Annotated in this window: 23 protein-coding genes; 10 read left to right on the top strand and 13 right to left on the bottom strand. The window is 74.2% G+C overall.

Annotation, left to right across the window (positions count from 1 at the left end):
* Positions 1-85: 85 nt before the first annotated feature.
* A complete protein-coding gene (locus tag OG550_RS19645) occupies positions 86-1,117 on the bottom strand; it encodes a hypothetical protein (protein WP_327679330.1) in 1,032 nt (343 codons plus the stop codon).
* 255 nt (positions 1,118-1,372) lie between these two features.
* Between OG550_RS19645 and OG550_RS19640 the strand changes: the two genes are divergently transcribed.
* On the top strand, positions 1,373-2,431 hold the full coding sequence (locus OG550_RS19640) for an aldo/keto reductase (RefSeq protein ID WP_327679328.1): 1,059 nt from the start codon (positions 1,373-1,375) through the stop codon (positions 2,429-2,431).
* Between the two features lie 50 nt (positions 2,432-2,481).
* Here OG550_RS19640 and OG550_RS19635 read toward each other — a convergent pair whose 3' ends face one another.
* Entirely contained in the window at positions 2,482-3,378 is an 897-nt protein-coding gene (locus OG550_RS19635; protein WP_327679326.1) for an imine reductase family protein, read from the bottom strand.
* Positions 3,379-3,477: 99 nt separating this feature from the next.
* Between OG550_RS19635 and OG550_RS19630 the strand changes: the two genes are divergently transcribed.
* Positions 3,478-3,885 (top strand): winged helix-turn-helix transcriptional regulator, encoded by a 408-nt coding sequence (locus tag OG550_RS19630; RefSeq protein ID WP_442906029.1) that lies wholly within the window; start codon positions 3,478-3,480, stop codon positions 3,883-3,885.
* Positions 3,886-3,910: 25 nt separating this feature from the next.
* On the opposite strand, the gene OG550_RS19625 is transcribed toward OG550_RS19630, so the two are convergent.
* Positions 3,911-4,333, bottom strand: coding sequence for a DUF350 domain-containing protein (locus OG550_RS19625; RefSeq protein WP_327679324.1), 423 nt, complete (start codon positions 4,331-4,333; stop codon positions 3,911-3,913).
* A gap of 160 nt (positions 4,334-4,493) precedes the next feature.
* Here OG550_RS19625 and OG550_RS19620 point away from each other — a divergent pair, with 160 nt between their 5' ends.
* The 4 genes from OG550_RS19620 to OG550_RS19605 all read left to right on the top strand — a co-directional run bounded on the left by OG550_RS19620 (position 4,494) and on the right by OG550_RS19605 (position 9,190).
* Entirely contained in the window at positions 4,494-4,916 is a 423-nt protein-coding gene (locus OG550_RS19620) for a hypothetical protein (RefSeq protein WP_327679322.1), read from the top strand.
* Positions 4,917-4,922: 6 nt separating this feature from the next.
* Positions 4,923-6,152, top strand: coding sequence for a glutathionylspermidine synthase family protein (locus OG550_RS19615; protein WP_327679320.1), 1,230 nt, complete (start codon positions 4,923-4,925; stop codon positions 6,150-6,152).
* 142 nt (positions 6,153-6,294) lie between these two features.
* Positions 6,295-7,326, top strand: a complete 1,032-nt coding sequence (locus OG550_RS19610) for a Fic family protein (protein ID WP_327679318.1) — start codon at positions 6,295-6,297, stop codon at positions 7,324-7,326.
* A gap of 49 nt (positions 7,327-7,375) precedes the next feature.
* Positions 7,376-9,190, top strand: a complete 1,815-nt coding sequence (locus tag OG550_RS19605; protein WP_327679316.1) for an NHL domain-containing thioredoxin family protein — start codon at positions 7,376-7,378, stop codon at positions 9,188-9,190.
* A gap of 115 nt (positions 9,191-9,305) precedes the next feature.
* Here OG550_RS19605 and OG550_RS19600 read toward each other — a convergent pair whose 3' ends face one another.
* A complete protein-coding gene (locus OG550_RS19600; RefSeq protein ID WP_327679314.1) occupies positions 9,306-10,619 on the bottom strand; it encodes a M18 family aminopeptidase in 1,314 nt (437 codons plus the stop codon).
* Between the two features lie 429 nt (positions 10,620-11,048).
* On the bottom strand, positions 11,049-12,878 hold the full coding sequence (locus OG550_RS19595; protein WP_327679312.1) for an acyl-CoA dehydrogenase: 1,830 nt from the start codon (positions 12,876-12,878) through the stop codon (positions 11,049-11,051).
* A gap of 227 nt (positions 12,879-13,105) precedes the next feature.
* On the opposite strand from OG550_RS19595, the gene OG550_RS19590 reads away from it, so the two are divergent.
* On the top strand, positions 13,106-13,606 hold the full coding sequence (locus OG550_RS19590; RefSeq protein ID WP_442906028.1) for an SseB family protein: 501 nt from the start codon (positions 13,106-13,108) through the stop codon (positions 13,604-13,606).
* A 126-nt stretch (positions 13,607-13,732) separates the two neighbouring features.
* Positions 13,733-14,692: a pirin family protein gene (locus OG550_RS19585; RefSeq protein WP_327679310.1), complete on the top strand. Its 960-nt coding sequence runs from the start codon at positions 13,733-13,735 to the stop codon at positions 14,690-14,692.
* A gap of 167 nt (positions 14,693-14,859) precedes the next feature.
* Here OG550_RS19585 and OG550_RS19580 read toward each other — a convergent pair whose 3' ends face one another.
* The 4 genes from OG550_RS19580 to OG550_RS19565 form a co-directional block, all read right to left on the bottom strand.
* A complete protein-coding gene (locus OG550_RS19580; protein WP_327679308.1) occupies positions 14,860-16,017 on the bottom strand; it encodes an RICIN domain-containing protein in 1,158 nt (385 codons plus the stop codon).
* A gap of 267 nt (positions 16,018-16,284) precedes the next feature.
* Positions 16,285-17,106 carry an integrase gene (locus OG550_RS19575; RefSeq protein WP_327679307.1) on the bottom strand — a complete coding sequence of 274 codons (822 nt, stop codon included), beginning with the start codon at positions 17,104-17,106 and terminating at the stop codon, positions 16,285-16,287.
* A gap of 473 nt (positions 17,107-17,579) precedes the next feature.
* Positions 17,580-18,209, bottom strand: coding sequence for a TIGR03086 family metal-binding protein (locus OG550_RS19570; protein ID WP_327679305.1), 630 nt, complete (start codon positions 18,207-18,209; stop codon positions 17,580-17,582).
* On the bottom strand, positions 18,206-19,165 hold the full coding sequence (locus tag OG550_RS19565; protein ID WP_327679303.1) for an alpha/beta hydrolase: 960 nt from the start codon (positions 19,163-19,165) through the stop codon (positions 18,206-18,208). Before OG550_RS19565 ends, OG550_RS19570 begins: the two co-directional genes overlap by 4 nt.
* Before the next feature lie 142 nt (positions 19,166-19,307).
* On the opposite strand from OG550_RS19565, the gene OG550_RS19560 reads away from it, so the two are divergent.
* Positions 19,308-19,949 (top strand): TetR/AcrR family transcriptional regulator, encoded by a 642-nt coding sequence (locus OG550_RS19560; protein ID WP_327679301.1) that lies wholly within the window; start codon positions 19,308-19,310, stop codon positions 19,947-19,949.
* A gap of 63 nt (positions 19,950-20,012) precedes the next feature.
* Here the strand turns inward: OG550_RS19560 and OG550_RS19555 are convergent, their stop codons facing one another.
* From OG550_RS19555 to OG550_RS19540, 4 genes are all read right to left on the bottom strand, one after another.
* The gene (locus OG550_RS19555; RefSeq protein WP_327679299.1) at positions 20,013-21,338 is read right to left on the bottom strand and encodes an amidase; all 1,326 of its coding nucleotides are present in this window, start codon (positions 21,336-21,338) and stop codon (positions 20,013-20,015) included.
* Between the two features lie 189 nt (positions 21,339-21,527).
* Entirely contained in the window at positions 21,528-21,758 is a 231-nt protein-coding gene (locus OG550_RS19550) for a hypothetical protein (protein ID WP_327679297.1), read from the bottom strand.
* A 50-nt stretch (positions 21,759-21,808) separates the two neighbouring features.
* Positions 21,809-22,963, bottom strand: a complete 1,155-nt coding sequence (alc, locus tag OG550_RS19545) for an allantoicase (RefSeq protein WP_327679295.1) — start codon at positions 22,961-22,963, stop codon at positions 21,809-21,811.
* Positions 22,964-23,022: 59 nt separating this feature from the next.
* Positions 23,023-23,931, bottom strand: coding sequence for a LysR family transcriptional regulator (locus OG550_RS19540; protein ID WP_327683988.1), 909 nt, complete (start codon positions 23,929-23,931; stop codon positions 23,023-23,025).
* Between the two features lie 172 nt (positions 23,932-24,103).
* Between OG550_RS19540 and OG550_RS19535 the strand changes: the two genes are divergently transcribed.
* The gene (locus OG550_RS19535; RefSeq protein WP_327679293.1) at positions 24,104-25,126 is read left to right on the top strand and encodes an LAETG motif-containing sortase-dependent surface protein; all 1,023 of its coding nucleotides are present in this window, start codon (positions 24,104-24,106) and stop codon (positions 25,124-25,126) included.
* Positions 25,127-25,223: the final 97 nt, after the last annotated feature.

The following is a 25,223-nucleotide window of genomic DNA, read 5'->3' as shown; positions in this document are numbered from 1 at the left end:
GCGACCGGTGCTTCCCGGGCAACTTTCGTTGCGGTTTCGGCAACACCCGCCGTCCGACCCGCGCCCCGCTCAGCCGGTGCGCCGCTCAGCCGGTGCGCCGCCAGTACGAGCGGGCGGCCACCGCCAGCGCCACCCCGTACACCGCGAACGCGCCGAGGCCGATCCAGCTCACCAGCAAGGCCCCCTCCGCCGTCGGGAAGTCACCGGACCGGACCTCGATCAGGCCCACCGTCGCGAGCGCCGCGTACCCCACGCCGACCACCCCGTACGGCGCGAGCGTGCCCGCTCCCAGCAGCGCGGGCGCGAGCGGCAGCCAGCGCGGCACCCGGCGGCCGCTCAGCGGCAGGGTCCAGCGCGGGAACACCAGCCCCCACGGGCGGACCAGCCCCCAGAGCAGGAAGACGCCGAGCGCCGCCAGCAGCGCGGTCGCGTCCAGCCCCCAGGACTCCAGGGTGAGCCAGAGCCCGGAGGCCCCGTTGCGTTCGGAGGCGGCGAGCATCTCGGCGCCGCTCACCCCGGCGAAGGTGCCGCCGAACGCCCAGACCAGCTTCATCACGACGTACGGGACGAAGCCCAGGGTCCCGGCCCAAGCCGCCAGTCGGACCGGCGACGACGCCTCCGGGGGAGCATCCGGGGGCGCGTGCGGGGGCCCGGCCGGAGAACCCGCGCGCGCAGCCGCCGGTACGCCCGGAACAGCCGTCCCGACCCGGGCCGTCCCCGCGAGCAGGCCCGCGCCGAGCGCCGCCAGCGCGTGCTGCACCGCGCCCGGCACACTGTCCACGCCCTGGCCGAAGAGCAGCGTGATCACGTCCATCAGCAGGCTGAACGCGCCCGCGCCGGCCAGGCAGCAGAGCGCCAGGAGCGCCGTCCGCAGCACCGGGCGCAGCCCCGACCGGGCCACCGCGACACCGGTGGCAGCGGACGCCAGACCCACCGCCGCCACCACCCACCCCACCCGGGCCGCGCCGAACAGCGCCGTCCCGCTGACCGCGCAGCCCGCGCCGAGGGCCGCGTACGCGACACCCCACCCGGCCGCGGCCCGTCCGTCGGTCAGCCACGCCGCCGGCCTCCGCCGGACCGGTGGCCGCCCGTACGCCCGCCCGCTCGTCGTCGTCATGCCCCCACGCTCGCAGCGGGCACCCCGGCCGGGCCTCCTCCGCCCGGACGAAGCCGCTCACCCACCAGGGGGAGCCCGACCGGGTGCCCGACCGGGTGCCCGACCGGGAGCCGCCGCCCACCGGTCCGCCCCCGCCCTTGCCCTGGAGTGCGCTCCAGCCCGTAGCGTCGGCACCGGCGACACCCGCCCCACCCGCGGCACCCGCGACACCCGCGGCACCCACCAACCACCCACACCAGCAGGGGGATTAGCACCATGCGCTACCGCATCCTCGGCGGCACCGGCATCGAGGTCAGCACCTACTGCCTCGGCACGATGATGTTCGGCGCGGTCGGCAACCCCGACCACGACGACTGCGCCCGGATCATCGGCGCCGCCCTCGACTCGGGCATCAACTTCGTCGACACCGCCGACATGTACTCCGGCGGCGAGTCCGAGGAGATCGTCGGCAAGGCCCTGCAGGCCCGGGGCGACCGCGACGACGTCGTGCTCGCCACCAAGGTGCACTTCCCGATGGGCCAGGGCCGCAACCGGAGCGGCAACTCCCGGCGGTGGATCGTCCGGGAGGTCGAGGAGAGCCTGCGCCGACTGCGCACCGACCGGATCGACCTCTACCAGGTGCACCGGCCCGACCACGGCACCGACATCGAGGAGACCCTGTCGGTACTCGGCGACCTCGTCCGGGCCGGCAAGATCCTCGCCTTCGGCTGCTCGACCTTCCCGGCCGAGGAGATCGTCGAGGCCCACCACGTCGCCGAGCGGCGCGGCCTGGCCCGCTTCCGCACCGAGCAGCCGCCGTACTCGCTGCTCGCCCGCGGCGTCGAACGGGACGTCCTGCCGACCGTGCGGCGGCTCGGCATGGGCGCGCTGACCTGGTCCCCGCTCGCCTCCGGCTTCCTGACCGGCCGTTACCGCAAGGACCGGCCGATCGACCTGAGCAGCGGCCGGGCCGCCCTCACCCCGGCCCGGTTCGACCCGGCGCTACCGGTGACCATGGCCAAGCTGGACGCCGTCGAGGAGTTCACGGCCATCGCCGAGGACCTCGGCCGCACGCTGCCCGAACTGGCCCTCGCCTTCCCGCTCGCGCACCCGGCGGTGACCTCGGTGATCATCGGCCCGCGCACCCTCGGCCAGCTGGAGTCGGCCCTCAAGGGGGCCGACCTGGTGCTCGACGACGCGACCCTCGACCGGATCGACGCCGTCGTCGCGCCGGGCACCGACGTCTACCACCCGGACGGCGTCTGGAAGCCCCCGGCCCTGACCGACCCCGCCCTCCGCCGCCGCACCACCGCCGACCGCCCGGCCGCCGGCTGACCGGCCACCTGCCGCCCGGTGCCTGCCGCCTTTCGCCTATCGCCTATCGCCTATTGCCGGAGCAGATCGATCACGCCGGTCAGGTCCTCCGCACCGTTCCGCCCGTCCTCGCCCAGGCGCCGCTCCATCAGGCCGAAGTAGGGCGTCAGCAGCTCCGGGCTGACGCCCTGCTCCTCCGCGGTGCGCAGGAAGGTCGGCACGCCGGCCGTCTGCATGGCGAGGTTGGACACGACGCCCACGGTGTAGTCGCCGGCCTCCAGTTGCTCCGCGGTGGTCGCCACCGAGCGGGTCATCGCGGTGAGCCAGGAGGTGAGCGCCGGGGCGAGGCTGCCCGGGGCGACGGACGCGGACCGGGCGAGCGCGAAGGCGTGCGCCACCCCGGCGAACATGCCGTACATCGCGCTCAGCAGCGCCACGTCGTGCAGGGCGGCGAACCCCGGGTCCTCACCGACCCAGCTGGTGCCGGCCGGGACCGCCAGGGTCGCCCGGTGCTCCTCGAACAGCTCGGACGAGCCGCTGTAGAAGACGTACGGGCCGGCCGCCGGGATCCCGATCATCGGCGGGACGGCCATGATCCCGCCGTCCAGGTACCGGGCGCCGCGCTCCGCCGCCCAGGCCGCCCGGGCACGGGCCTGGCCGGGGGTGCCGGTGACCAGGTTGACGACATCCCGGCCGGTCAGGTCGGCACCGGCCAGGGCCTCCTCGACCGAGGCGTCGTCGAGCAGGCAGACCACCACCAGCCGGTTCGCGGCGACCGCCCCGGCCGCCGTGCCGGCGACGGCGGCCCCCCGGTCGGCGAACGGTTCGGCGCGGGCGGCGGTGCGGTTCCAGACGGTCAGCGGGTGCCCGGCGGCGAGCCAGGCGTCGGCCAGCGCGGCGCCCATCGCGCCGAGGCCGAGCAGGGTGACGGGGGTCTTCGGAGCGGTGTCGACCGCGTTCTCTGTCATGTCGGCCAGGCTCGCCGCCCACCACCCGAACGCTCAAGTACGCACTTCGGAGTGGGTGGTTACCCTGGGGTGAGCGAACAGGTCGGAGGGGTGGGGGCATTGGCGACCGTACCGAGGCCCGGCGCGTACGTGTGCGGGATCGACGCCGCGATGGACGTGATCGGCGGCAAGTGGAAGGTACTGATCCTCTGGGCGCTGGCCGAGCGGCCGGACTGCCGGTTCGGCGAGCTGCGACGGCTGGTGCCGGGGATCACCGAGAAGGTGCTCGCCGCCCACCTGCGCGAGCTGGAGGCGGACGGCGTCGTGCACCGCGAGGCCTACGACGAGGTGCCGCCGCGGGTCGAGTACTCGCTCACGGCGGTCGGGGCGCGGCTCAACGAGGCGCTGGCCCCGCTGGGCGCCTGGGGCCGCGAGCACGTGCTGGGCGGCGAGCCGCACCCAGGTGCGGGGCCGCACCCCGGAGCGGGGCCGGGGCCCCGTCCGGCACCGGCCCGGTCGACCGCCTGACGGCCACCGGGCCGTCCGACCCTCCTCAGGCGATCGAGGCCGAGACGATCGCCGCCACCGCGAGGTTGCAGCTGGCCGTCACCCAGACCGCCGGGTGCGGCTCCGGGTCGACCAGGATCGCGCCGAGCTTGCCCGGCGTCAGCACGTCCACCACCCAGAACGCGACGGCCATCAGCACCAGGCCGAGCACGCCGAAGCAGACGGTGGAGGCCAGGCCCTTCCCGAAGTCCTCGTAGGTGTAGAGGATCGCGGTGAAGACGATGCCGCCTATGCCGAGCAGCGCCGAGCTGAGCAGCACGGCCGCGTTGCGGTTGCGCTCCACCCAGATCTGCCGACCGAGCTTGCCCGGCGTCAGCACGTCCACCAGCACGATGCCGAGGAGCAGCAGCACCACGCCGACGCCGCCGAAGGCGGCCGCCGCGCCGAGACCGTGCAGGATGTCGTTCATGGGTGTCTGCCCCCGGTTCCACGTACGTCACGGGACCGCCCGTCGCCAGGCGCGGTCCCACGGTCAAGGATCGGCAAAAGATAACCCATCGGGCCCTGCCGCGGCCGGGTAACGGGGTCCCCTCCCGTACCATCCGGCACCGCGCGTACCATCGGGCGCCATGACGCAGCCGCTGCCAGCCGCCCCCGCTCCGAGACCGGACGCACCCGCCCGGATTCCGGACGCCGCGACACCGCCCGCCGTCCCGGCACCCGCCGCCCCGGCTCCCGGCGCGGCGCCGGCCGGCCGGCGCCGCTCGGGCTTCGTCACCCTCGGCATGGTCGGCACGCTGGCCCTGGCCCTGTCCGGCTGCTCGTCCTCCTCCGGGAGCAACCCGCCGAGCCGCTGCGTCGACCCCGGCACCCTCAAGGTGCTGGACCGGCACTCCTGCACCGGCGGCACCGCCGCCGGGGCCGCCGCCGGCCGCTGGTACTACTGCGGCTCCGGCTCCGCCACGGCGCTCGGCGGCACCTTCGACAAGGCCGCCACCAAGCGCGGCGGCTTCGGCTGCCCGTCCGGCTCCAGCGGCTCGGGCGGGGGCTGATCCGCCGTGCGCCGCCGCACCATCGCCCCGCGCCCGGACTGGCTGGCCACCGTGGAGGGCCAGGGCCTGATCTACGCGATGTGCTCCGACCCGTGCAACCAGGGCGGCCCGCACGCCTACTGGGACGAGTCCGCGTACTACGAGTTCTCACTGCCCGAGGTGGAGGCCCTGGAGGAGGTCGTCGAGGAGCTGCACGAGCTGTGCCTCGCCGCCGCCGACCACGTGGTCCGCACCGGCCGGTTCGCCGACTACGGCATCACCGATCCCCGGCTGGCCGACGCGGTCGCCGAGTCCTGGCGCCGTCGCGACGAACAGCCCGCCGTCTACGGGCGGTTCGACCTCGCGTACGACGGCGCCGGTCCGGCGAAGCTGTTCGAGTACAACGCCGACACCCCCACCTCGCTGATCGAGGCGGCCGGCCCGCAGTGGTTCTGGATGGAGGAGCGGTTCCCCGGCGCCGACCAGTGGAACTCGCTGCACGAGCGGCTGGTCGCCTCCTGGGCCCGGCAGAAGCACCTGCTGCCGCCCGGCCCGGTGCACTTCGCGCACTCGCGCGGCGACACCGAGGGCGAGGACTGGATGACCACCCTCTACCTCCAGGAGTGCGCCGAGCAGGCCGGGATCGAGACCGTCGGCATCGCCATGGAGGACATCGGCTGGGACCCGCTCTCCGGCCGCTTCGTCGACCTCGAACACCGCTTCGTCCGGGCCGCCTTCAAGCTCTACCCGTGGGAGTGGCTGGCCTCGGACGAGTTCGGCGCGCAGCTGCTGGACGTCATCGACCACGGGGGCTCCACCGGCTCCACGCTGTGGATCGAGCCGGCCTGGAAGATGCTGCTCTCCAACAAGGCGCTGCTGGCCGTGCTCTGGGAGCTGTTCCCGGGCCACCCCAACCTGCTGCCCGCCTACCTGGACGGCCCGCGCGAACTCGCCGACCCGGACGGGCCCGGCTACGCGGCCAAACCGCTGCTCGGCCGCGAGGGCGCCGGCGTCCGGATCGTCGAACCGGGCGGCCGGGAGACCCGCCTCGCCGAGTGGGCCGGCGACCCGGACCGCTACGGCGCGGAGGGCCACTGCTACCAGCAGCTCCACCCGCTGCCCGACTTCGACGGCAACCGCCCGGTGCTCGGCACCTGGGTGGTGGACGGCGAGTCGGCGGGCCTCGGCATCCGCGAGACCGACGACAGCCCCATCACCCACCAGGGCGCCCGCTTCCTCCCCCACATCATCACCTGACCCCCCGCCCCTCCCGAACCGCTCCGACCGGCCCGTCCCACTCTCGAGTGAAAACCGGCGTGATCCGGGCTCCGGCCTCCTCGAAGTTGATAAGTTCAATTGGCCGTTCCGGGCATGTATCAACTCCGGGGGAGGAACAACGGTGGCCGGACGAGGCAGGCCCAGCCGCAGCACCGTCTACAACCGGCTCAGCGGAGCGCTGGCCGAGTTGAACGAGCGCTTCGGCGGGCTCCCCAGCCCCAGGGAGGCCCGGGAGATCTGGGACGACATCTGGCACGAGGAGGCGCACCACTCCACCGCCCTGGAGGGCAACACGCTGGTGCTCCGCGAGGTCCAGGCGCTCCTGGACCAGGGCCGGGCCGTCGGGGCGAAGCCGCTCAGCGAGTACAACGAGGTCCAGGGCTACGCCGACGCCGCGCGCTGGGTCTACGGCCAGGCGCTGGAGCCGGACTCCTGGCACGACGGCCGCCTCGTCACCCTCGGCGAGATCCGCCACGTCCACCACGTGGCCATGACCCCGGTCTGGAACGTCGCCCCCCACCCCGAGGCGGGAGACCGGGAGGGGCCCGGCAACTTCCGTGAGCACGACATCGCCCCCTTCGCCGAGGGAATGACACCGCCGCCCTGGCCGCTGGTACCGGCGCAGGCCGAGCAGTGGGTCGCCGACGTCTGCGGCCTCGGCCGGCGGATCGAGGCGGGCCAGGACCTCGGGCGCCCGCTGCCGGAGGAGCTGGCCCGGATCCACAACGGGTTCGAACGCATCCACCCGTTCCTCGACGGCAACGGCCGAACCGGCCGACTCGTCATGAACCTCGTCCTCGTACGGCTCGGGTATCCACCGATCATCATCCTCAAGCGCCAGCGGGACGCCTACCTGGCCGCGCTCCGCAGGGCTGACGCGGGCGACTGCGGAGCCCTCGGAGAACTCGTCGCGCGGGCGATGGAGGACAACCTCAACCGGTTCATCGTCCCCAACGTGGCCGGTCCCGCCCGGATGGTGCCGCTCGCCGCGCTCGTCGACGGGGAGCTCTCCCTCGCGGCCCTCCGGCAGGCGGCGCAGCGCGGCCGTCTGAACGCCGCGCAGGGGCCGGACGGGGTCTGGCGTTCGTCACGGAAGTCGGTCGACGCCTACAAGGCGGGCAAGCACCAGCGCAGGCCGCGCTCCTCCGCGTGAGACCGGCCCGTCCGGAATGCGGGGCGGGGTGGTGCTGTTTCATTGGCTCATGGCATCTCGTGCACGTGTACGCGCCCCCGAGCTGGTCGGGGCAGGCGGTTGGCTGAACACCGGCGGCAAGGAGCTCACCCTCGCCGACTTCCGGGGCAAGATCACCGTCCTGGACTTCTGGACGTTCTGCTGCATCAACTGTCTGCACGTCCTCGACGAACTGCGGGAGCTGGAGGAGAAGCACCGCGACACCGTGGTGATCGTCGGCGTGCACTCCCCCAAGTTCGTGCACGAGGCCGACCACCAGGCCGTGGTCGACGCCGTCGCCCGCTACGAGGTGCACCACCCCGTGCTGGACGACCCGGCGCTCGTCACCTGGAAGCAGTACGCGGTGCGGGCCTGGCCGACGCTGGTGGTGATCGACCCCGAGGGGTACGTGGTCGCCCAGCACGCCGGAGAGGGGCACGCGCACGCCATCGCCCGGCTGGTCGAGGAGCTGGAGGCGGAGCACGCGGCCAAGGGCACGCTGCGGCGCGGCGACGGCCCGTACGTGGCGCCCGAGCCCGCCGCCGGGGACCTCAGGTTCCCCGGGAAGGCGATCCGGCTGCCGGACGGCCACTTCCTGGTGGCGGACTCCGGCCACCACTCGCTGGTCGAGCTGGAGGCGGACGGCGAGACCGTGGTGCGCCGGATCGGTGACGGCGTACGCGGCCTGGTCGACGGCACCAGCCCGCGGTTCAGCGAGCCGCAGGGGCTCGCGCTGCTCCCGTCCGGCTCCGCGTACGACGTGGTGGTGGCCGACACCGTGAACCACGCGCTGCGCGGCGTCCGGCTCGCCGACGGCGCGGTGACCACGCTGGCCGGCACCGGCCGGCAGTGGTGGCAGGGCTCGGCCACCGACGGCCCGGCCCGCGAGGTGGACCTCTCCTCGCCGTGGGACGTCGCCTGGTTCGACGGCAAGGTGTGGATCGCGATGGCCGGCGTGCACCAGCTCTGGGCGTACGACCCGGCCGCCGGCACGGTCGGCGTCGCGGCGGGCACCACCAACGAGGGCCTGGTCGACGGGCCGGCCGCCGAGGCCTGGTTCGCCCAGCCCTCCGGCCTGGCCGTCTCGGCGGACGGCGAGCGGCTCTGGGTCGCCGACTCGGAGACCTCGTCGCTGCGCTGGGTTTCACGTGAAACCAAGGCCGTGCGGTCCGCCGTCGGCACCGGCCTGTTCGACTTCGGGCACCGGGACGGCGAGGCCGGTCAGGCGCTCTTCCAGCACCCGCTGGGCGTCACCGTGCTGCCGGACGGCTCGGTGGCCGTCAGCGACACCTACAACCACGCGCTGCGCCGCTTCGACCCGGCGAGCGGCGAGGTCACCACGCTCGCCACCGACCTGCGCGAGCCGTCCGGTGCCGTGCTGGTCGACGGCGACATCGTGGTGGTCGAGTCGGCCCGGCACCGGCTGACCAGGCTGCGGCTGCCCGAGGAGGCGGTCCGGGTCGACGCGGTCGCCCACCGCACCCGGCGGGCCGCCACCGAGGTCGCCCCGGGCGCGTTCCGGCTGGACGTGGTCTTCTCCGCGCCCACCGGCCAGAAGCTGGACGAGCGGTACGGCCCGTCCACCCGGCTGCTGGTCAGTGCCACGCCGCCCGAGCTGCTGGTCTCCGGCGCGGGCGCGGACACCGCGCTCTCCCGTGAGCTGGTCCTCTCCGACCGGGTGACCGAGGGCGTGCTGCACGTCTCGGCGATGGCGGCGTCCTGCGACGACGACCCGGAGATCGAGTACCCGGCCTGCCACGTCCACCAGCAGGACTGGGGGGTGCCGGTGAAGCTCGCCGCCGACGGCGCCCGCCGCCTGCCGCTGGTGCTGGCGGGCCTGGAATAGGGCCTGGAGCAGGTCCTGGAACAGGGCGCTTGGAGTAGGACCACCGCGAACGACGGAGGGGCCCGGCGGATCCGCCGGGCCCCTCCCGCGTGCCGTGACCGCCGGGCGGCCGCGCTCAGCCCTCCAGGAAGGCCTTGATCGCGGCGGCCAGCAGGTACGGGTCGTCCGCCCCGCAGAGCTCGCGGGCCGAGTGCATCGAGAGCGCCGCGATTCCGCAGTCCACGGTCTGGATGCCGAGCCGGGCCGCCGTGATCGGGCCGATCGTCGTGCCGCAGGGCATGGCGTTGTTGGAGACGAAGGTCTGCCACGGCACGCCGGCCTTCTCGCAGGCCGCCGTGAACACCGCGCGGCCGACGCCGTCCGTCGCGTACCGGTTGTTGACGTTGACCTTCAGGATCGGCCCGGCGTTCGGCATCGGGTGGTGGCCCGGCTCGTGCCGCTCGCTGTAGTTCGGGTGGACGGCGTGCCCCATGTCGGAGGAGAGGCAGACGGTGCCTGCCAGCGCGCGGGCGCGCTCCTCCACGCCGCCGCCGCGCGCGTACACGGTGCGCTCCAGCACGTTGCCGAGCAGCGGGCTCTGCGCGCCGGTGTCCGACTCGCTGCCGGTCTCCTCGTGGTCGAAGGCGGCCAGCACCGGGATGTAGGGCGGCCGGAGGCCTCCCGTCTCGGCCGCGGTGGCGACGGCGGCCAGTGCGGCGGTGGCGGCGTGCACCGAGAGCAGGTTGTCCAGTCGGGGGCCCGCCAGCAGTTCGCGGTCCCGGCCGAGGTAGGAGGCGGGCTGCACGTCGTGCGTCATGAGGTCCCAGCCGGCGACCTCGGCCGCCTCGACCCCGGCGCGCCGGGCGACGTACTCGATCAGCGAGCCCTCGTCGACCGGGCCGAGGCCCCAGATCGGGGTGAGGTGGCGCTGCTTGTCCAGCTTCATGCCCTCGTTGACCTGCCGGTCGAGGTGGATCGCCAGCTGCGGCACGCGCAGCAGGGGCTCGTCCAGCTGCACCAGGCGCTTGCTGCCGTCGCGCAGCGTGAGCCGGCCGGAGAGGCCGAGGTCCCGGTCGAGCCAGGTGTTGAGCGGCACCCCGCCGTAGATCTCCACCGCGACCTGGCGCCAGCCGGCCGTACCGGTGTCGGGGATGGGCTTGACCCTCAGATTCGGTGAGTCGGTATGGGTGCCCACCACCCGGAACGGTGTCTCCGGGCCCGCGCCGTCCGGCACGTACCAGGCGATCAGGGCGCCACCGCGGACGACGTACCGACCGCCGGCCGTCGCGTCCCAGGCGTCCGTTTCCAGGACCTGCCGGAAGCCCGCTTTCTCCAGTCGCTCGGCGGCGCTCGCGACCGCGTGGTAGGGCGACGGCGAGGTTCCGAGGAAGGCGATCAGATCATCGGTGTGCGTCCGGTCGAAGAAGGCCTGGCGGGCGGCGGTCGACATGCTGCTCCTGGGTCGAGGGAGGGCTGTAGCCGAAATGGGGGATCGGCTTCGCACCTTGAGCATATGCCCGTACACGGACATGACACTCGGAGCAGCCCAACGGATGCAGAACGCAGACTGAACCGTGAACTGACGGCAGGACGGGTGTCCGCCGGGGTGCTTCCCGCCGCGTCCGGCGACGGGGGCCGTCCTGGTGGCGCCGCGTCAGGGCGGCGTCCGGGCTCCCGCCGGGGACCCGGCCGGGGACCGGCCGGACACTCCCGGGCGAGCCGGACGCGCCCTGGCCCGGGTACGCCGGAGGGCCCGTACCGACCGGGCCCGTACGGACCGGGACCCGAGCGGCCCAAGGGGCCCGGGTACGCCGAAGGGCCCGGGGTGCACCGGGCCCTTCGGCGTGAGGGTTGGGTCAGGCGGTCAGTGGGGGCGGCGTCAGAACGCCTCCTCCGCGAGCTCCATGATCTCGTTGTCGATGCCCTCGGCGATCAGGCGCTGCGGGGCGACGGTCGGCAGGATGTTCCTGGCGAAGAAGCGGGCCCCCGCGACCTTGCCCTGGTAGAAGGGGACGTCCTTCTCCGAGGCGCCGGCCTCCAGCTTGGCCAGGGCCACCGCGGCCTGGCGGAGCAGCAGCCAGCCGACCACGACGTCGCCGGAGACCATCAGCAGGCGGGTCGTGTTGAGGCCCACCTTGTACATGTTCTTGACGTCCTGCTCGACCGAGGAGAGGTCGGCGAGGAGCTTGCCGATGATGGCCTCCAGGTCGCCGGCGGCCTTGGCGAGCAGCTCGCGCTCGGTGGCCAGGGCGTCGCCGCCCGCAGCGGAGGCGAGGAACTTCTGGATCTGCTCGGACAGGGCGGTGAGCGCCTGGCCGCCGTCCTTGACGATCTTGCGGAAGAAGAAGTCCTGGCCCTGGATGGCCGTGGTGCCCTCGTAGAGGGTGTCGATCTTGGCGTCCCGGATGTACTGCTCGATCGGGTACTCCTGCAGGTAGCCGGAGCCGCCGAAGGTCTGCAGGGACTGGGCGAGCTGCTCGTAGGACTTCTCCGAGCCGTAGCCCTTGACGATCGGGAGGAGCAGGTCGTTGAGGCGCTCGGCGGCCTCGTCGTGCTCGCCGCGCAGGCGGGCGGCGGCCATGTCGTCCTGGGTGGACGCGGTGAACAGGACCAGCGCGCGCATGCCCTCGGCGTACGCCTTCTGGGTCAGCAGCGAGCGGCGCACGTCCGGGTGGTGGGTGATGGTGACGCGCGGGGCGGTCTTGTCCAGGAACTGCGAGATGTCCGCGCCCTGCACGCGCTCCTTGGCGTACTCCAGGGCGTTCAGGTAGCCGGTGGAGAGGGTGGCGATGGCCTTCGTGCCGACCATCATGCGGGCGAACTCGATGATCTTGAACATCTGGCGGATGCCGTCGACGGTCTCGCCGAGCAGCCAGCCCTTGGCCGGGTGCTTGGCGCCGAAGGTCATCTCGCAGGTGTTGGAGGCCTTGAGGCCCATCTTGTGCTCGACGTTGGTGGCGTAGACGCCGTTGCGCTCGCCGAGCTCGCCGGTCTCCCAGTCGAAGTCGAACTTGGGGACGATGAAGAGGCCCAGGCCCTTGGTGCCCGGCTTGCCGCCCTCGGGGCGGGCCAGCACCAGGTGGATGATGTTCTCGGACATGTCGTGCTCGCCCGAGGTGATGAAGCGCTTCACACCCTCGATGTGCCAGGAGCCGTCCTCCTGCTTGATCGCCTTGGTGCGGCCGGCGCCCACGTCGGAGCCCGCGTCGGGCTCGGTGAGGACCATGGTGGAGCCCCAGAGGCGGTCGGTCATCCGCTTGGCGACCTCCAGCTGCTCCGGGGTGCCCTCCTCGGCGATGACGCCGGCGAAGGCCGGGCCGGAGGAGTACATCCAGATGGCCGGGTTCGAGCCGAGGATCTGCTCGGCGAACGCCCAGATCAGCGAGTTCGGGGTGACCTGGCCGCCGATCGACTCCGGGATGCCCAGGCGCCACCACTCGGCGTCCATGAAGGTCTGGTAGCTCTTCTTGAACGCGGCCGGGATCGGCGCGGTGCTGGTCTCCGGGTCGAAGACGGGCGGGTTGCGGTCGGTGTCGGTGAAGGACGCGGCGAGGTCGTTCTCGGCGAGGCGCGCGATCTCGCTCAGGATGTTCTTCGCGGTCTCGACGTCCATGTCCGCGAACGGTCCGGTGCCGTACACCTGCTCGCGGCCGAACACCTCGAAGAGGTTGAACTCCACGTCCCGCAGGTTGGACTTGTAGTGACCCATGGCCGTTTTCTCCGGTTCGTCGCTTCCGGGAGACCGCCGCGTTCGGGCGCCCCGTACCCACCAGTACGCTCCATGATGCTACCCGGCGGTAACTTGTTTCAAGCCCCCGCCGGTGAAACCTCGGCGGAATCCGCTATGAACGTGGTCACGTCCCACAAGCCGGACCGACCACTCCTTGTCAGGATCGACGCCCGCACGGGTGGCCGCGCTCCCGATAGCCTGTCCGTGTGTACGGCTATGACCAGAACGCGTACCCGGGCGATCCCTACCAGCAGGCGGGACCGCAGCCGGGCATGAACGGCATGCCCGGCCCCGGCCAGTACGGCGAGCAGCCACCGGGTGCACAGCAGTCCCTCTACCCGGAACCGTCCCCGCCCTCACTCGCGGACGCCGTCCGGGCCTTCACCACCGGCTCGATGGCGGTGGAGGACTTCCAGGCCATCTTCATCACCTCCAAGGTGCACTGTCCGCGCGGCGAGCGCCCCGGCTTCCTGGCGCTGCACAACACGCCGACGCCGGTGATCCCGATGTTCAGCTCGCTGAAGGAGCTGCGCCGGTACGCCGGCAAGGACTCCAAGCACTTCACCGTCACCGGCGCCGAGGTCCTGGACCTGCTGCCGACGGGGTACGGCTTCGCGCTGGACATGGAGGGCGAGCACCGGATGGTGTTCGACGCCAAGGCGGTCGAGCAGATGGTCGACTTCACCATGCGCCGCATGTACGGCTAGCCCAGGATGAGGGGGAGCCCCGCGGCTCCGTCGCGTCCAAGTGGTTCAAAATTCAACTTGCTTCTTGTTGAGGATTGAACTAATCTCGTGGACGTAGGCCAGAGGAGAACCCCGAAGGAGGCCGACATGCCCGCCGTGACCGTCGACAACCCGTTGATCCTCCCGCGCGTCGCCACCCCCGACCCCGCCGCCACCGGCGCCCGTCCGGTACTCACGGTGGTCACCGCCCCCGAGGGCTTCGAGGGCGAGGGCTTCCCGGTCCGCCGCGCCTTCGCGAAGATCAACACCAAGTACCTCGACCCGTTCATCATGATGGACCAGATGGGCGAGGTGGACTACGCCGCCGGGGAGCCGAAGGGCACCCCCTGGCACCCGCACCGCGGCTTCGAGACCGTCACCTACATCATCGACGGGACGTTCATCCACCAGGACTCCCACGGCGGCGGCGGCACCATCACCGACGGCGACACCCAGTGGATGACGGCCGGCTCCGGCCTGCTGCACATCGAGAGCCCGCCGGAGTCGCTGGTGATGTCCGGCGGCCTCTTCCACGGCCTCCAGCTGTGGGTGAACCTGCCCGCCGCGGACAAGATGATCGCCCCGAAGTACCAGGACATCCGCGGCGGCAGCGTCAAGCTGCTCAGCACCGAGGACGGCGGCGCGCTGCTCCGGGTGATCGCGGGCGAGATCGACGGCCACCAAGGCCCCGGTGCCACCCACACACCGATCACCATGATCCACGCCTCGATCAACCCCGGCGCCCAGATCACCCTGCCCTGGCGGTCCGACTTCAACGCCCTCGCCTACGGCCTGGCCGGCACCGGCTCGGCAGGCACCGAGCGCCGCCCGTTCCGGATGGGGCAGTCCGTCGTCTTCGGCGAGGGCGACTCCCTCACCATCCGGGCGGACGAGGCGCAGGACTCCCGCAGCGCCAACTTCGAGGTCGTCCTCCTGGGCGGTCGGCCGATCCGGGAGCCCGTCGCCCACTACGGCCCGTTCGTCATGAACAGCCACCGCGAACTCCAGCAGGCCATGGAGGACTTCCAGGCCGGCCGCCTCGGCACCATCCCCGCCGACGGCCACTGAGGGTCGCTTCCCCGGCCGTGCGGGCCCGCCCTTCCGGGTGGGCCCGCACGGCCGCCGCGTTCCCGCCCGGCAGGGCGTGCGCTCGGCCCCCCCCGACGGCACCGGCGCCCGCCGCGCGGGGGGGCGGGGGGCGTTCAGGGCCCGGTGCGGCGGGGCGGGGTGCCGGTTCAGCTCTTCTCGCCGTCGGCCCAGGTGACGTCCATCTGGTCGATGAAGTAGCGGCCGTCGAAGCAGAGGAAGACCTTGGACTCGGTGTCGTTGTCCGCCATCCAGGTCTTGTTCCACTGCACGACGGTGCCGGCGCCGTCGCGCTTCGGGAAGTAGAGGCCCTCGCGGCGCTCGGGCTGGTTGTAGAAGCCGTGTCCGTTGGGCAGCCGGTACGGGGTCCGGAAGATGGCGTCGCTGCCGCCGATGCGGTCGAAGAGCGCGGCGGGGAAGTTGGTGCGGGCGACGAGCTTCGGCGGGACGTAGTGGACGTCGACCTCGGCGGAGTCCACGTAGCGGGCGGGTTCCCCCGGCAGCCGGTGGAAGGCCCTGCGCACGGCGCCCGCCGTGTCGTAGCTGTCCGTGAAGGTCACGAGGGTGCCCTCCCGCCCCTCCTTGTACCAGTCGCCCTGGGAGTGCTGGTCGAAGTCGAAGGCCTCGATGCGGGTGCCCGGCGCGAGGAGCTCGCCGGGGACCTCCCGGAAGCTGGTCTCGTCGAAGATCTGCTCGATGGTCCGCACGTGCTTCTCGTAGCGGCGGGCCGGCACCCGGACCCGGCCCGTCCCCACCGGCAGGTCGGTGGCCTTCGGCGCCGGGGCGGGTGCGGGCTTCGGCGGAGCGACCGGCGCGGGCGCCCACGCGGTGCAGGCGCGGTCCTCGGCCCCGGCACCCTTCTCCAGGATCAGTGGCCCACCCGGCCGGTCGGCACCCGGCTCGGCCAGGCCGAGGAGGCAGTTGGAGGAGTCGTGGAGGGCCATCAGCCGGCCGGTGTCGCGCTGGACGAAGGCCCGCCACGCCTGCCGCCAGTACGAGGGATCGCTGCCGGTGTCCGGGAACTTGGGCCGCAGGGTGACCGTGGCGCCCTTGCCCGTCCCCTCGGCGGTCAGGTAGAGGCCGGTGGCCACATGGCGGATCCGGTGGTTGATCACCCGGAACCGCTCGGCCACCCACTGCTCGCCGTCGCCGCCGGTCTCGGGTCCGAGCACCACGGGGGTGCCCTCCGGGCTGCCCGGCGCGGCACCCGCCACCAGGCCGGGAATGCGGTGCAGGCGTAGCACGAACGTCTCGGCGGGCCAGTCGACCAGCATGGTGACCACCTTCTCGGCAGAGGAATATGACATGACGTCATACGATGATCACCCGCTTGTCCGTGGCCGCGCCAGGGCGCATCGGAACCGCCGATGACCGGTGGGTCGGCCGATGGACCGGTGCAGCCGATCCGCACGGCTCGGCCACCGAGCCGTGCCGATGGGAGCGCCGGTGTCCGCCGCACCCGAGTCTCGCGGGGTGCGGAGCACGGGAGCAGGCCAGGGGAGGAGAGCGCGGGAGGAGAGCGCCGGAGGAGGCCTTCTCCGCTCGTTCGGCCGCCCGTCCCCTTGCGGCCGCCGCTACAGCAGGGCGTAGAGGGCCGCGGCGTCGTCGTGCGCCTTGCCCCGCGGCCAGCGCTCGCAGGAGGCGTCCGCCCGCTCCACCGCCCGCACCTGGGCGATCAGTTCGGCCGGCCCCGACTCGGCGAGCAGCCGCAGCGCGTCGCCCCAGCTCCCCAGGCCGAAGCGCTCGGTGAAGCGCGAGGCGCCGTCGCTCAGGGCCGCCACCGCGCGCAGCGCGGCCAGCGGGACGAAGCCGGTCTCGGCGTGCGAGGCCGCCTTCGGACTGGCCGCGGCGATCCACGGGCCGTTGCCCGAGTTCCGGGCCGCCCGGACGGCCGTCACGTACTCCAGGTAGAGCGCGGCGCGCTCCGCCGACCCGGGCACCGTCGACCAGACCTGCCTGCGCAGCTCCTCGCCACCGGGGAACCGCTGGTTGTCGCCGATCACCCGCGGCGGGCCGTCCTTCGGCTCCAGCACCAGCAGCGAGTCGCCGAGCACCAGGTACTCCAGCGCGCTCCCGTGCCGCCGGGCCGCGACCACCATCGCGGCGGGCGTGTTGGGGTGGGCGAGGTCGCACCGGCCGCCGTGCAGCGCGGCCGTCTCCGCGATGGCGTCGGCCAGGCACTCGGCGATCGATCGGTCCGCCCGGTCGGTGAGCCTGGCCAGCAGGTGCACCCCCAGTCTGCGGACGTACCAGGGGGTGCCGTGGCGGCACCCGGAGGCCAGTCCGGTCGGCGAGCTCGAACCGTCGAGCAGGACGAGCGCCTCCGATGTGGCGGCCGCGAAGTCCTCGCTCTCGCGGTCCGGCCGCCGTGCTTCCCCTGCGAGCTGTACCTGCATCCCGACAGTGTGGCCGCAGAGCGGGGCGTGCGCCCAGACCCGTGCGCGTGCCACGGCGTGCCGCCCGGTGGCAGCGGAGGAAATTCGGCCATACCGTCGGATAGCGAGTGGACAATTCGGCCATTCAGGGCCGATCGGGTTTGGGGTCTCCTTCGGGGGGATCCCGCCTCCGGTGCTGACGACCGCACGGACGAGGACGAGGAGCGACGGATGTTCTGGGAGTTCATCGTGCTGGTGGCCGCCGCGATCGGCTTCCCGACCGCCGCCCTGCTCTTCCTGATCGGCGGGCCGCGGTTCCCGGACGAGCGGCGGGACGACCGGTAGGCCGGTCACACGACGGCCGGCAGGCCCCACGACCTGCGGGCCCCGCGGCGGACGCCGGGCCGGCCGGCGCCCGCCGCTCCGGTGCCGGGTACTCCGGCACCGGGCACTTCAGCACCGGGCGTCCGCCACGGACTGCCCCGGACGGACGGCTACCGGGCGGGCGGGGCCCAGTCCGGGTCCCGGCCGAGCAGGGCGAGCGCGCGGCCGAACGACCCGGCCGCGGTGGCCGGCGCCCGGCCGGGGGCGAAGGCGCGGCCCGGCCCCCGGTCGGCCGGCGCGGCCGGGACGACCTCGGCCACCGCCAGCAGCGCCCCGGCGAGTGGCGGCTCGGCCTCCACCGCGGCCGCGATCCCGGCCGCGGACGACGGGCCCAGGGCCGCCGCCACGTCCCAGGCGTGGACGAGGGTGTCCAGCAGGTGGAAGCCGACCGCGAGGTCCAGCGGGAACGGGCCGCCGTCGCGGATCTCCGGCAGCCAGAGCCTCGACCGCCCCGGAGTGCCCGCCGCGGCGGTGAACGCCGCCGTCAGCTCCGCCGCCGAGCCGCGGAAGGCCCCGCCCGGGTCGGCGCCGACCGGCGCGTCCCGCCAGAGCGCCCGATCGGGCCCGGCGCCGCGGGCCGCGGCGGCGAAGCCCCGGTGCTGGCCGACCACGTGCTCCATCAGCCGGCGGAGCGACCAGTCGGCGCACGGCGTCGGGAGCACCAGTTGCTCCGGCTGCACGGTGTCGATCAGCTCGGCGGCCAACTCCAGTGACCGGGTGTGCAGTTCGATCAGGCTCATGCCGCGTCCACCTCCCGACCGGGCGCGGAGGCGGGCCGGGACGCGGGAGCCGGGCCGCGCGCGGGAGCCGGGCCCGGCGCGGGGATGTGCCCGCCCGCCGTCTCCTGCCCGGCGGCCAGGAAGCCCACGGCGTTGTCGACGACGGTCGGCTCGGTGAGGATCCGGCGGTGGCCGAGCCCCCTGGTGGCCAGCAGCTCCAGCCGGTCCCCGTAGGCGGCCGCGAGCCGGCGGGCGTGCCCGAACGGGACCACGTCGTCGTCCTCGTCGTGCGCCACCAGGATCGGCAGCGGGACCTCCTCGGGGCTGCGGGCCGCGTCGAAGTGGGCCGCGACGTCCGCCACTCCGGGGAACATCGCACCGCTCTCCGCCCGGCGGCGCAGCTCCCGCTCGACGGTGGCGTTCAGTCCGAGCCGCTCGCAGAACGCGGCCGGCAGGCAGGAGACTTCGGCGACCCCCGCGACGGCGACCAGCCGGCCCGCCCGCAGGCCGCCGCGCAGCGCCAGGAAGGCCGCGTTGACGCCGAGCGAGTGCGCGATGACCGCCTCGAAGGCGCCGTGGCGCTCCTGGAGCCGGAGCGCGATCTCGCGGCAGTCGAGCACGGTGGCGGTGCGGCCGCCCGAGTCGCCGTGCCCGGGGGCGTCGAAGCCGATCGGGGTGAGGCCGAGCGCGGTCAGCCGGGGGACGAACCCGGCGAACCGGGAGGCCCGGGACTGCCAGCCGTGCAGCAGCAGGACCGGCCGGGCGCCGTCGCCCCAGCGGTAGACCGCGACGCGTTCGCCGCGGTGGGTGAGCGACTCGGTGACGGCCCGGTCGTGCACCTCGCGTTCGCGGGTGCGGACCCGGCCGCGCCGGACGGGGTGGCGGTACAGCTCGAACGCAGCCCGGCCGGCGAGTCCCGGGGCGGCGAGCGAGGCGGCGTTCAGAGTGGTGCGGATCAGTGCGACGGCCGGGTCCATACGGATCTCCCTGTCGGTGCCGAGGGGCAAGAGCCGAACTCGCCGAGACATTAGCACGACCGTTCGTGCTTTTTTCCACCCGGGCACCGCCTCTCCCCCGCTACCCTGGCGGCACGGGAGCAGACGAGAACCGAGGTGAACGGTGGCCGGATCGACCACGGACGGGCGGGTCCTGCGCGGCGAGGAGACCCGGCGGACGGTGCTGCGCCGCGCCGTCGAGATCGCCTCCGTCGAGGGGCTGGACGCGCTGTCGATCGGCCGGCTCGCCACCGACCTCGGCCTCAGCAAGAGCGGGGTGTTCGCCGGCTTCGGCTCCAAGGAGGAGCTCCAGCTGGCCACCGTCCGGGCCGCCCGGCGGATCTTCGCGGACGCGGTGCTCGAACCGGTCCGGCAGGACGCTCCCGGCCTCGGCAAGGTCCGGCGGCTCTGCGACTCCTGGCTCGCCTACTCACGGGCCCGGGTCTTCCCCGGCGGCTGTTTCTTCTACGAGGTCACCGCCGAGTTCGACGCCCGCCCCGGCCCGCTGCGCGACGCCATCGCGGCCAGCTGGCACGAGTGGCACGCGACCGTCCTCGGCCTGCTCGGGGAGGCCCGGGCCACCGGCGAACTCCGGTCCACCGCGGACCTGGAGGACATCGCGTTCACCCTGATCGCCCTGCTGGAGAGCGCCAACGCGCAGGCGCTGCTCTTCGACGACGGCACCCCGTACGACCGGGCCGGGCGCGCCGTCCTGCACCGGCTGCGGGCGGACGCCACCGACCCGGACTCGCCCGCCCTCGCCTGACGCCCGGGCCACCCCCCGGACGACCCCGCCACTCGGACGACCCCGGCCGCCCGGAACCCTTCGTCAACTCCCGTCCAGCACCCGCTCCAGCACGGCCGCCCGGGCGAGCAGCCGCTCGTCCCCCCACGCCTCGCCGACCACCTGGAGGCCCAGCGGCAGCCCCTCCGCCGTCACCCCGGCGGGCAGGCTGAGCGCGGGGAGCCCCGCGTAGCTCCACGGCAGCGACATCACCGCGTCGCCGGTGCTGTCCAGGCCGAGCGGCGCCGGGCCGGTCGCCGAGGGGGCCAGCAGCAGGTCCACCCCGGCCCGCCGCCGTTGTTCGGCGAGCCGCTCCCGGAAGCGCTCCCGGGCCCGCAGCGCGGCCTCCCGGTCGGCCGGGTCGACGGCCCGGCCGTGCCGGATGCCCGCCGCGGTCTCCGGGCGGTAGAGGCCGCCGAACCGGGTGAACCAGTCGGCGTGGCTCGCGGCCGTCTCGAACCGGTTGACGACCTGCAACTGCCGGGCGAGCTCGTCGAAGTCGGGCAGCAGGTCGATGTGACGGACCGTCAACCCCCGGGCGGAGAGCCGGTCCAGCTGCTCCCGGAAGGCCTTCAGCGCCTCCGGGCGGGCGCGTTCCAGGTAGCTCCCGACCGGGACGCCCAGGACGGGGCCGCGGAGGTCACCCGAGCCGTCCGCGGCGTCCGGGGCGGCCCAGTCGTCGCAGAGCAGCGGCGCGGCCAGCGCGACGCCGGCCAGGTCCGCGGTGAACAGGCCCAGGGTGTCGAGGCTCGGCGCGTTCGGGACCACCCCGTCGGCGGGGATCCGCCCGTACGTCGGCCGGAACCCCACCACCCCGCAGTAGGCGGCCGGCCGGATCACCGAGCCGACCGTCTGGGTGCCGATCGCCAGCGGCACCAGACCCGCCGCGACCGCCGCCGCCGACCCGCTGCTGGAGCCGCCGGGGGTGTGCCCGGGATGGTGCGGATTGCGGGTCGGCCCGGGCGCGCTGCCCGCGAACTCGGCGGTGACCGTCTTGCCCGCCACCAGCGCGCCCGCCGCCCGCAGCCGGTCCACCACGGTGGCCTGCGGGCCGGCCAGCACGCCGGGCGGCAGCGCCGACCCGGCGTGCGTGGGCAGGCCGTCCACGCGGACGATGTCCTTGACCCCGACGGCCACGCCGTACAGCGGCGGTGCGGTCGCCGGATCGGGGTGGCGGGCGGTGAGCGCGCGGGCCTCGGCCTGCAGCCGGTCGGTGCGGCCGGGCTCGGCGACGAAGGCGTGGATCAGCGGGTCGATCCGATCGATCCGGGCGCAGAGCCGGTCGACGTGGACGGCCAGGGTGGGCACTCCGGCCCTCAGTGCGGCGGCCTCGCGGATCAACGACCGGGGCCGGACCAGGGACTCCTCCATGCCGACCACGGTAGCCCCGGCCCGCGCCGGACGGCCCGCCCGGACCCGGGCAGACCCGTCACCCGGCCGTCGACCAGCGCGTTCGCCGCCCTTCCCCGGGCGGTCACGCGCGTTCACGGCGCGGTCGCCGTTCGCTGGGCGGTCGCCGTTCGCGGCGCGGTCGCGGCCGGTGCTCGCAACGCGGGCTCGCTACGGGTGCTCGGCACCCAGGTAGGGGGCCTCGCGCAGGAAGTACGCGCCACAGGTGTGGCAGCAGAGTTCGGGGGTCTTCCCCCAGTCCACCGCCTCCCGGGACGCCGCTCCCGCGGCGAGCTCCCGGCCGCACATCGCCACGCTCTCGGTCCCGCGGACCATGTGCCAGAGCCGCACCCCGGCGGACTCGCCGCCGTCGCCGTACTCGGCACGCATCTGGTGCATCATGCCCCCATCGTCCGGCCGCTCCGGGGTCCCGGCAACCGGGGGCGGCCGGGTCAGACCAGGCCGCCGTACAGCCGCAGCCGGGCTATCCCGCCGTCGGGGAGGACGTCGAGCCGGACGTGGGTCGCCGGACGCGGCGCGTCGAGCACCAGCCGGTGGACGGCGTCGGGCTGCAGCCGGGTGCGCGGCACCAGTTCGAACCACTCCTCCGGGTCGGCGGCGTGCTCGTCCCGCCCGTACAGGGCCGCCCAGCCGGCCGCGTTCCCGACGTAGTAGCCGGTGTCGATCTCCACCGCCCGGATCGCGCCCCGGCCGGCCAGCCGCAGCCGGACCCAGTCACGGCCCCCGTCCCGGCGCCGCCGGTTCTCCCAACCGTCGCCCATCTCACGGGACTTGCCGGGCAGGGACAGGTTGGCCGGGGCGGAGAAGAAGCGGTCCGAGGCGTCCTCGACGGAGCCGCCGTTCTCGATCGCCGCCAGGTCGAAGGTGCCGAGTGCGGCCAGCCAGGCCGGGTCGGGGCGGGCCTCGCCGTGCACCCGGAACCGGGCGATGCCGCCGTCCGGGTACTGGCCGAGCCGGAGGTGGGTGAAGCGGCGGCGGTCCGTGACGGCGAAGCCGTTGGCGGCGTGGCCGCGCACCGGCGAGCGGGGGACCAGCGGGTGCCAGACGGTGGCCGGGTCCAGCAGTTCCTCCGGGCCCGGGGTGCCGGGCAGTTCGGCGCCCTCGACGCTGATCCGGCGCGGCTGGTTGGCACGGAAGTGCGCGGTGTCGACCACGACGCCGTGCACGACTCCCGGCACCCCCAGGCGGATCAGTGCCCAGTCGTGGTCGTCGGCGGTCGGGTGCGGACGGGCGGCGCCGGTGCCGCGCCGCCGCCTGGTCTCCCAACCGTCCATGACCTGGCCCTTGTTGCCGAAGGTGTGCGGGCGGAACTCGGCCCGGGCGGGCAGCAGCAGGTTCTCCCGTTCGGCGAACAGCTCGTCGTTGGCGGCGATCACCGCCCCGCCGAGCCGGCGGTCGGCGAGGTCGGTCAGCGCGGTGAAGCCGAACTCCGCGGCGCGGTAGTCGCCGTACGGGTCCCCGCCCCCGTACGGCCGGGCGTCGTCACCGGCATCGGAGCCGGAGGGCACCTCGGCGGAGGGCGCGGGCACCTCGCTGGAGAGGGCTGGGGCTGGGGATGGGGCTGGGCGGTGCGCTTCGGCGGTCATGGATCCACCATCGCCCCGCCCGTCCGATCAGGTCCATCACAAAGAACTGAGCACACCGTTCACTCCGACTGAACGGTCCTCGCCACCGCCGACAGCTCCGCCAGCACCCGCCGCAGCGGCGGCGTCCGCTCCGTCCCCGCCCTGACGGCGGCGACCACCCGGCGGGCCGGCAGGTCCTCGGGCAGCGCCCGGACCACCGCCCCGCCGCCGCGCCCGGCCGAGGCCAGCCGGGGCACCAGCGCCACCCCGAGCCCGGCCGCCACCATCGCCAGGATCGCCGTCCAGTCGGCCGCCGTGTGCGCCCGCTCCGGCGTGAACCCGGCCTCCGCACAGGCCGCGCGGGTGATCTCCCACCACGGCCCGGCGGCCCCGTAGATCCACGGCTCCTCGGCGAGGTCCGCCAGCCGCAGCCCCGGTGCCCCGGCCAGCGGGTGCCCGGGCGGCAGCGCCACGTCCAGCGGGTCGCTGAGCAGCACCGTCCCGACGAACCGGGGGTCGCGGGCGTCCGGTCCGACCGCCAGCGACAGCGCCAGATCGACGTCCCCCGCCGCCAGCAGCCGGACCGCCTCCGCGGCCTCCGCCTCCACCACCCGTACCGTCAGCCCCGGTGCGGCGGCGCGCAACCGGGAGACGGCCGGGACGAGCAGCCCGCCGATCGCGGTCGCGAACGCACCCACCCGGACCTCACCGGCCTCGCCGTGCAGGTAGCCCGCCAGCTCGGCCTCGGCCCGCTCCAACTGCCCGAAGACCAGCTCGGCATGGCGCAGCACCAGCCGCGCGGCCGGGGTGAGCCTGACCCGCCGCCCGTACGGCTCCAGCATCGGCGCGCCCAACTGCCGCGCCAGCGCCGACACCTGTTGCGAAACCGCCGACGGCGACAGGCGGAGGCGCTCGGCCGCCGCCGTGACCGTCCCGCACTCGTCGACCGCCCGCAGCACCCTCAGCCGCCGGAGGTCCCACTCACCCACCGCACCCATCGCGCCAGGGTAGGGCGCGCGGTGGCCCCATCAGGCCACCCCGTCCGAAAACCTTCGCCCGCCCACCGGTAGGGTGCCGCTCCTGCGACCCGCCGGTGATCAGAACCAGGCGTCAAGTCGCCTCAATTCAGACAGAATTCGCCCGAACTTGGAGCAAAAGACCGTGCGCTCATCCCGCCTCCTGGCTGCGTCCACGCTGCTCGCGCTCTCCCTCGGCACGACGGTCGGCGCGGCCACCGCCGGTGCCGTGGCCGTCTCGCCGTCCCCGACGGCCACCCCGAGCGCCACCGCGACGGCCACGGACTCCCCGGCCCCGACCGGCACCCCGTCGGCGACCGGCACCCCGGGCGCCTCCGCCTCGCCGGGTGAGACCGGCGCCCCGAGCGCCTCCGCCTCGCCGAGCCCCTCCGGCACCCCCTCGGCCACCCGGCCCCCCGTCCGCCCCAGCCTCCCCGCGACCGCCACACCGGGCGCCTGCCGGGGCGGCGTCCACCAGGCCGACATCAAGGTCACCGGCAACGGGCTCTGGGGCGGCACCACCACTCCGGGCGCGGTCCACGAGACCACCGTGACCTGGGAGAACACCAGCGGCGTCGAGCTGCCGAACTTCGCCACCTACCTCTACCTGACCGACCACATCCCGGAGGGCGCCTCCCACCCGGTCGAGTGGAGCAAGGACTTCTTCAGCGTCCAGTTCCGCGCCCCCGGGCAGGACTGGAAGTCCGTCGCCATCGACGACCGCGCGCTGAACACCGGCACGTACAAGCTGGGCAAGGGCGAGAAGGTCACCCTCCAGTTCCGCATCGCGGCCACCGGCAAGGCCCCGATCGGCGAGTTCGGGGGCAACTTCGGCGGTGGCGACACCGCCATGGACAACGCCGTGCTGCCCCACCCGGCGACGGCCGACAAGAACGCCTGCACCCAGTACATCAGCTACTACGAGGGCACCTTCAAGCTGGCCGCGCCCGGTACGGCGACCACCGGCACCGCGTCGGCGGCCGGCTCCACCTCGCCGTCCGCGTCGCCGTCCGCCAAGGCCTCCTCCGCGCCCGCCGGTCCGCACCTGGCCGAGACCGGTTCCAGCTCGACCACCCTGCCGCTCGCCGTCGGCGGCGCCGCGGTGCTCGCCGCCGGCGCCGGGACGCTGTTCGTGCTCCGCCGCCGCAAGGCGGGCGCGCACAGCTGACGCCGCTTCGGGGAACCGTGGAGAGGGCGCGCACAACCGTTCGCGCCCTCTACACGTCTTCTCATCGGATCCACCCCGTCCCGACCGCTACTCACAG

Source organism: Kitasatospora sp. NBC_00458 (assembly GCF_036013975.1).
Taxonomy (GTDB): Bacteria; Actinomycetota; Actinomycetes; order Streptomycetales; family Streptomycetaceae; genus Kitasatospora.
This window is presented reverse-complemented; position numbering and strand designations above follow the sequence as displayed.

Bases quoted from the DNA above. Each gene is read 5' to 3' on its own strand.
- OG550_RS19645 (WP_327679330.1), bottom strand. From the start codon at position 1,117: ATGACGACGACGAGCGGGCGGGCGTACGGGCGGCCACCGGTCCGGCGG.
- OG550_RS19640 (WP_327679328.1), top strand. From the start codon at position 1,373: ATGCGCTACCGCATCCTCGGCGGCACCGGCATCGAGGTCAGCACCTAC.
- OG550_RS19635 (WP_327679326.1), bottom strand. From the start codon at position 3,378: ATGACAGAGAACGCGGTCGACACCGCTCCGAAGACCCCCGTCACCCTG.
- OG550_RS19625 (WP_327679324.1), bottom strand. From the start codon at position 4,333: ATGAACGACATCCTGCACGGTCTCGGCGCGGCGGCCGCCTTCGGCGGC.
- OG550_RS19620 (WP_327679322.1), top strand. From the start codon at position 4,494: ATGACGCAGCCGCTGCCAGCCGCCCCCGCTCCGAGACCGGACGCACCC.
- OG550_RS19605 (WP_327679316.1), top strand. From the start codon at position 7,376: ATGGCATCTCGTGCACGTGTACGCGCCCCCGAGCTGGTCGGGGCAGGC.
- OG550_RS19600 (WP_327679314.1), bottom strand. From the start codon at position 10,619: ATGTCGACCGCCGCCCGCCAGGCCTTCTTCGACCGGACGCACACCGAT.
- OG550_RS19595 (WP_327679312.1), bottom strand. From the start codon at position 12,878: ATGGGTCACTACAAGTCCAACCTGCGGGACGTGGAGTTCAACCTCTTC.
- OG550_RS19585 (WP_327679310.1), top strand. From the start codon at position 13,733: ATGCCCGCCGTGACCGTCGACAACCCGTTGATCCTCCCGCGCGTCGCC.
- OG550_RS19580 (WP_327679308.1), bottom strand. From the start codon at position 16,017: ATGTCATATTCCTCTGCCGAGAAGGTGGTCACCATGCTGGTCGACTGG.
- OG550_RS19575 (WP_327679307.1), bottom strand. From the start codon at position 17,106: ATGCAGGTACAGCTCGCAGGGGAAGCACGGCGGCCGGACCGCGAGAGC.
- OG550_RS19570 (WP_327679305.1), bottom strand. From the start codon at position 18,209: ATGAGCCTGATCGAACTGCACACCCGGTCACTGGAGTTGGCCGCCGAG.
- OG550_RS19565 (WP_327679303.1), bottom strand. From the start codon at position 19,165: ATGGACCCGGCCGTCGCACTGATCCGCACCACTCTGAACGCCGCCTCG.
- OG550_RS19555 (WP_327679299.1), bottom strand. From the start codon at position 21,338: ATGGAGGAGTCCCTGGTCCGGCCCCGGTCGTTGATCCGCGAGGCCGCC.
- OG550_RS19550 (WP_327679297.1), bottom strand. From the start codon at position 21,758: ATGATGCACCAGATGCGTGCCGAGTACGGCGACGGCGGCGAGTCCGCC.
- alc (WP_327679295.1), bottom strand. From the start codon at position 22,963: ATGACCGCCGAAGCGCACCGCCCAGCCCCATCCCCAGCCCCAGCCCTC.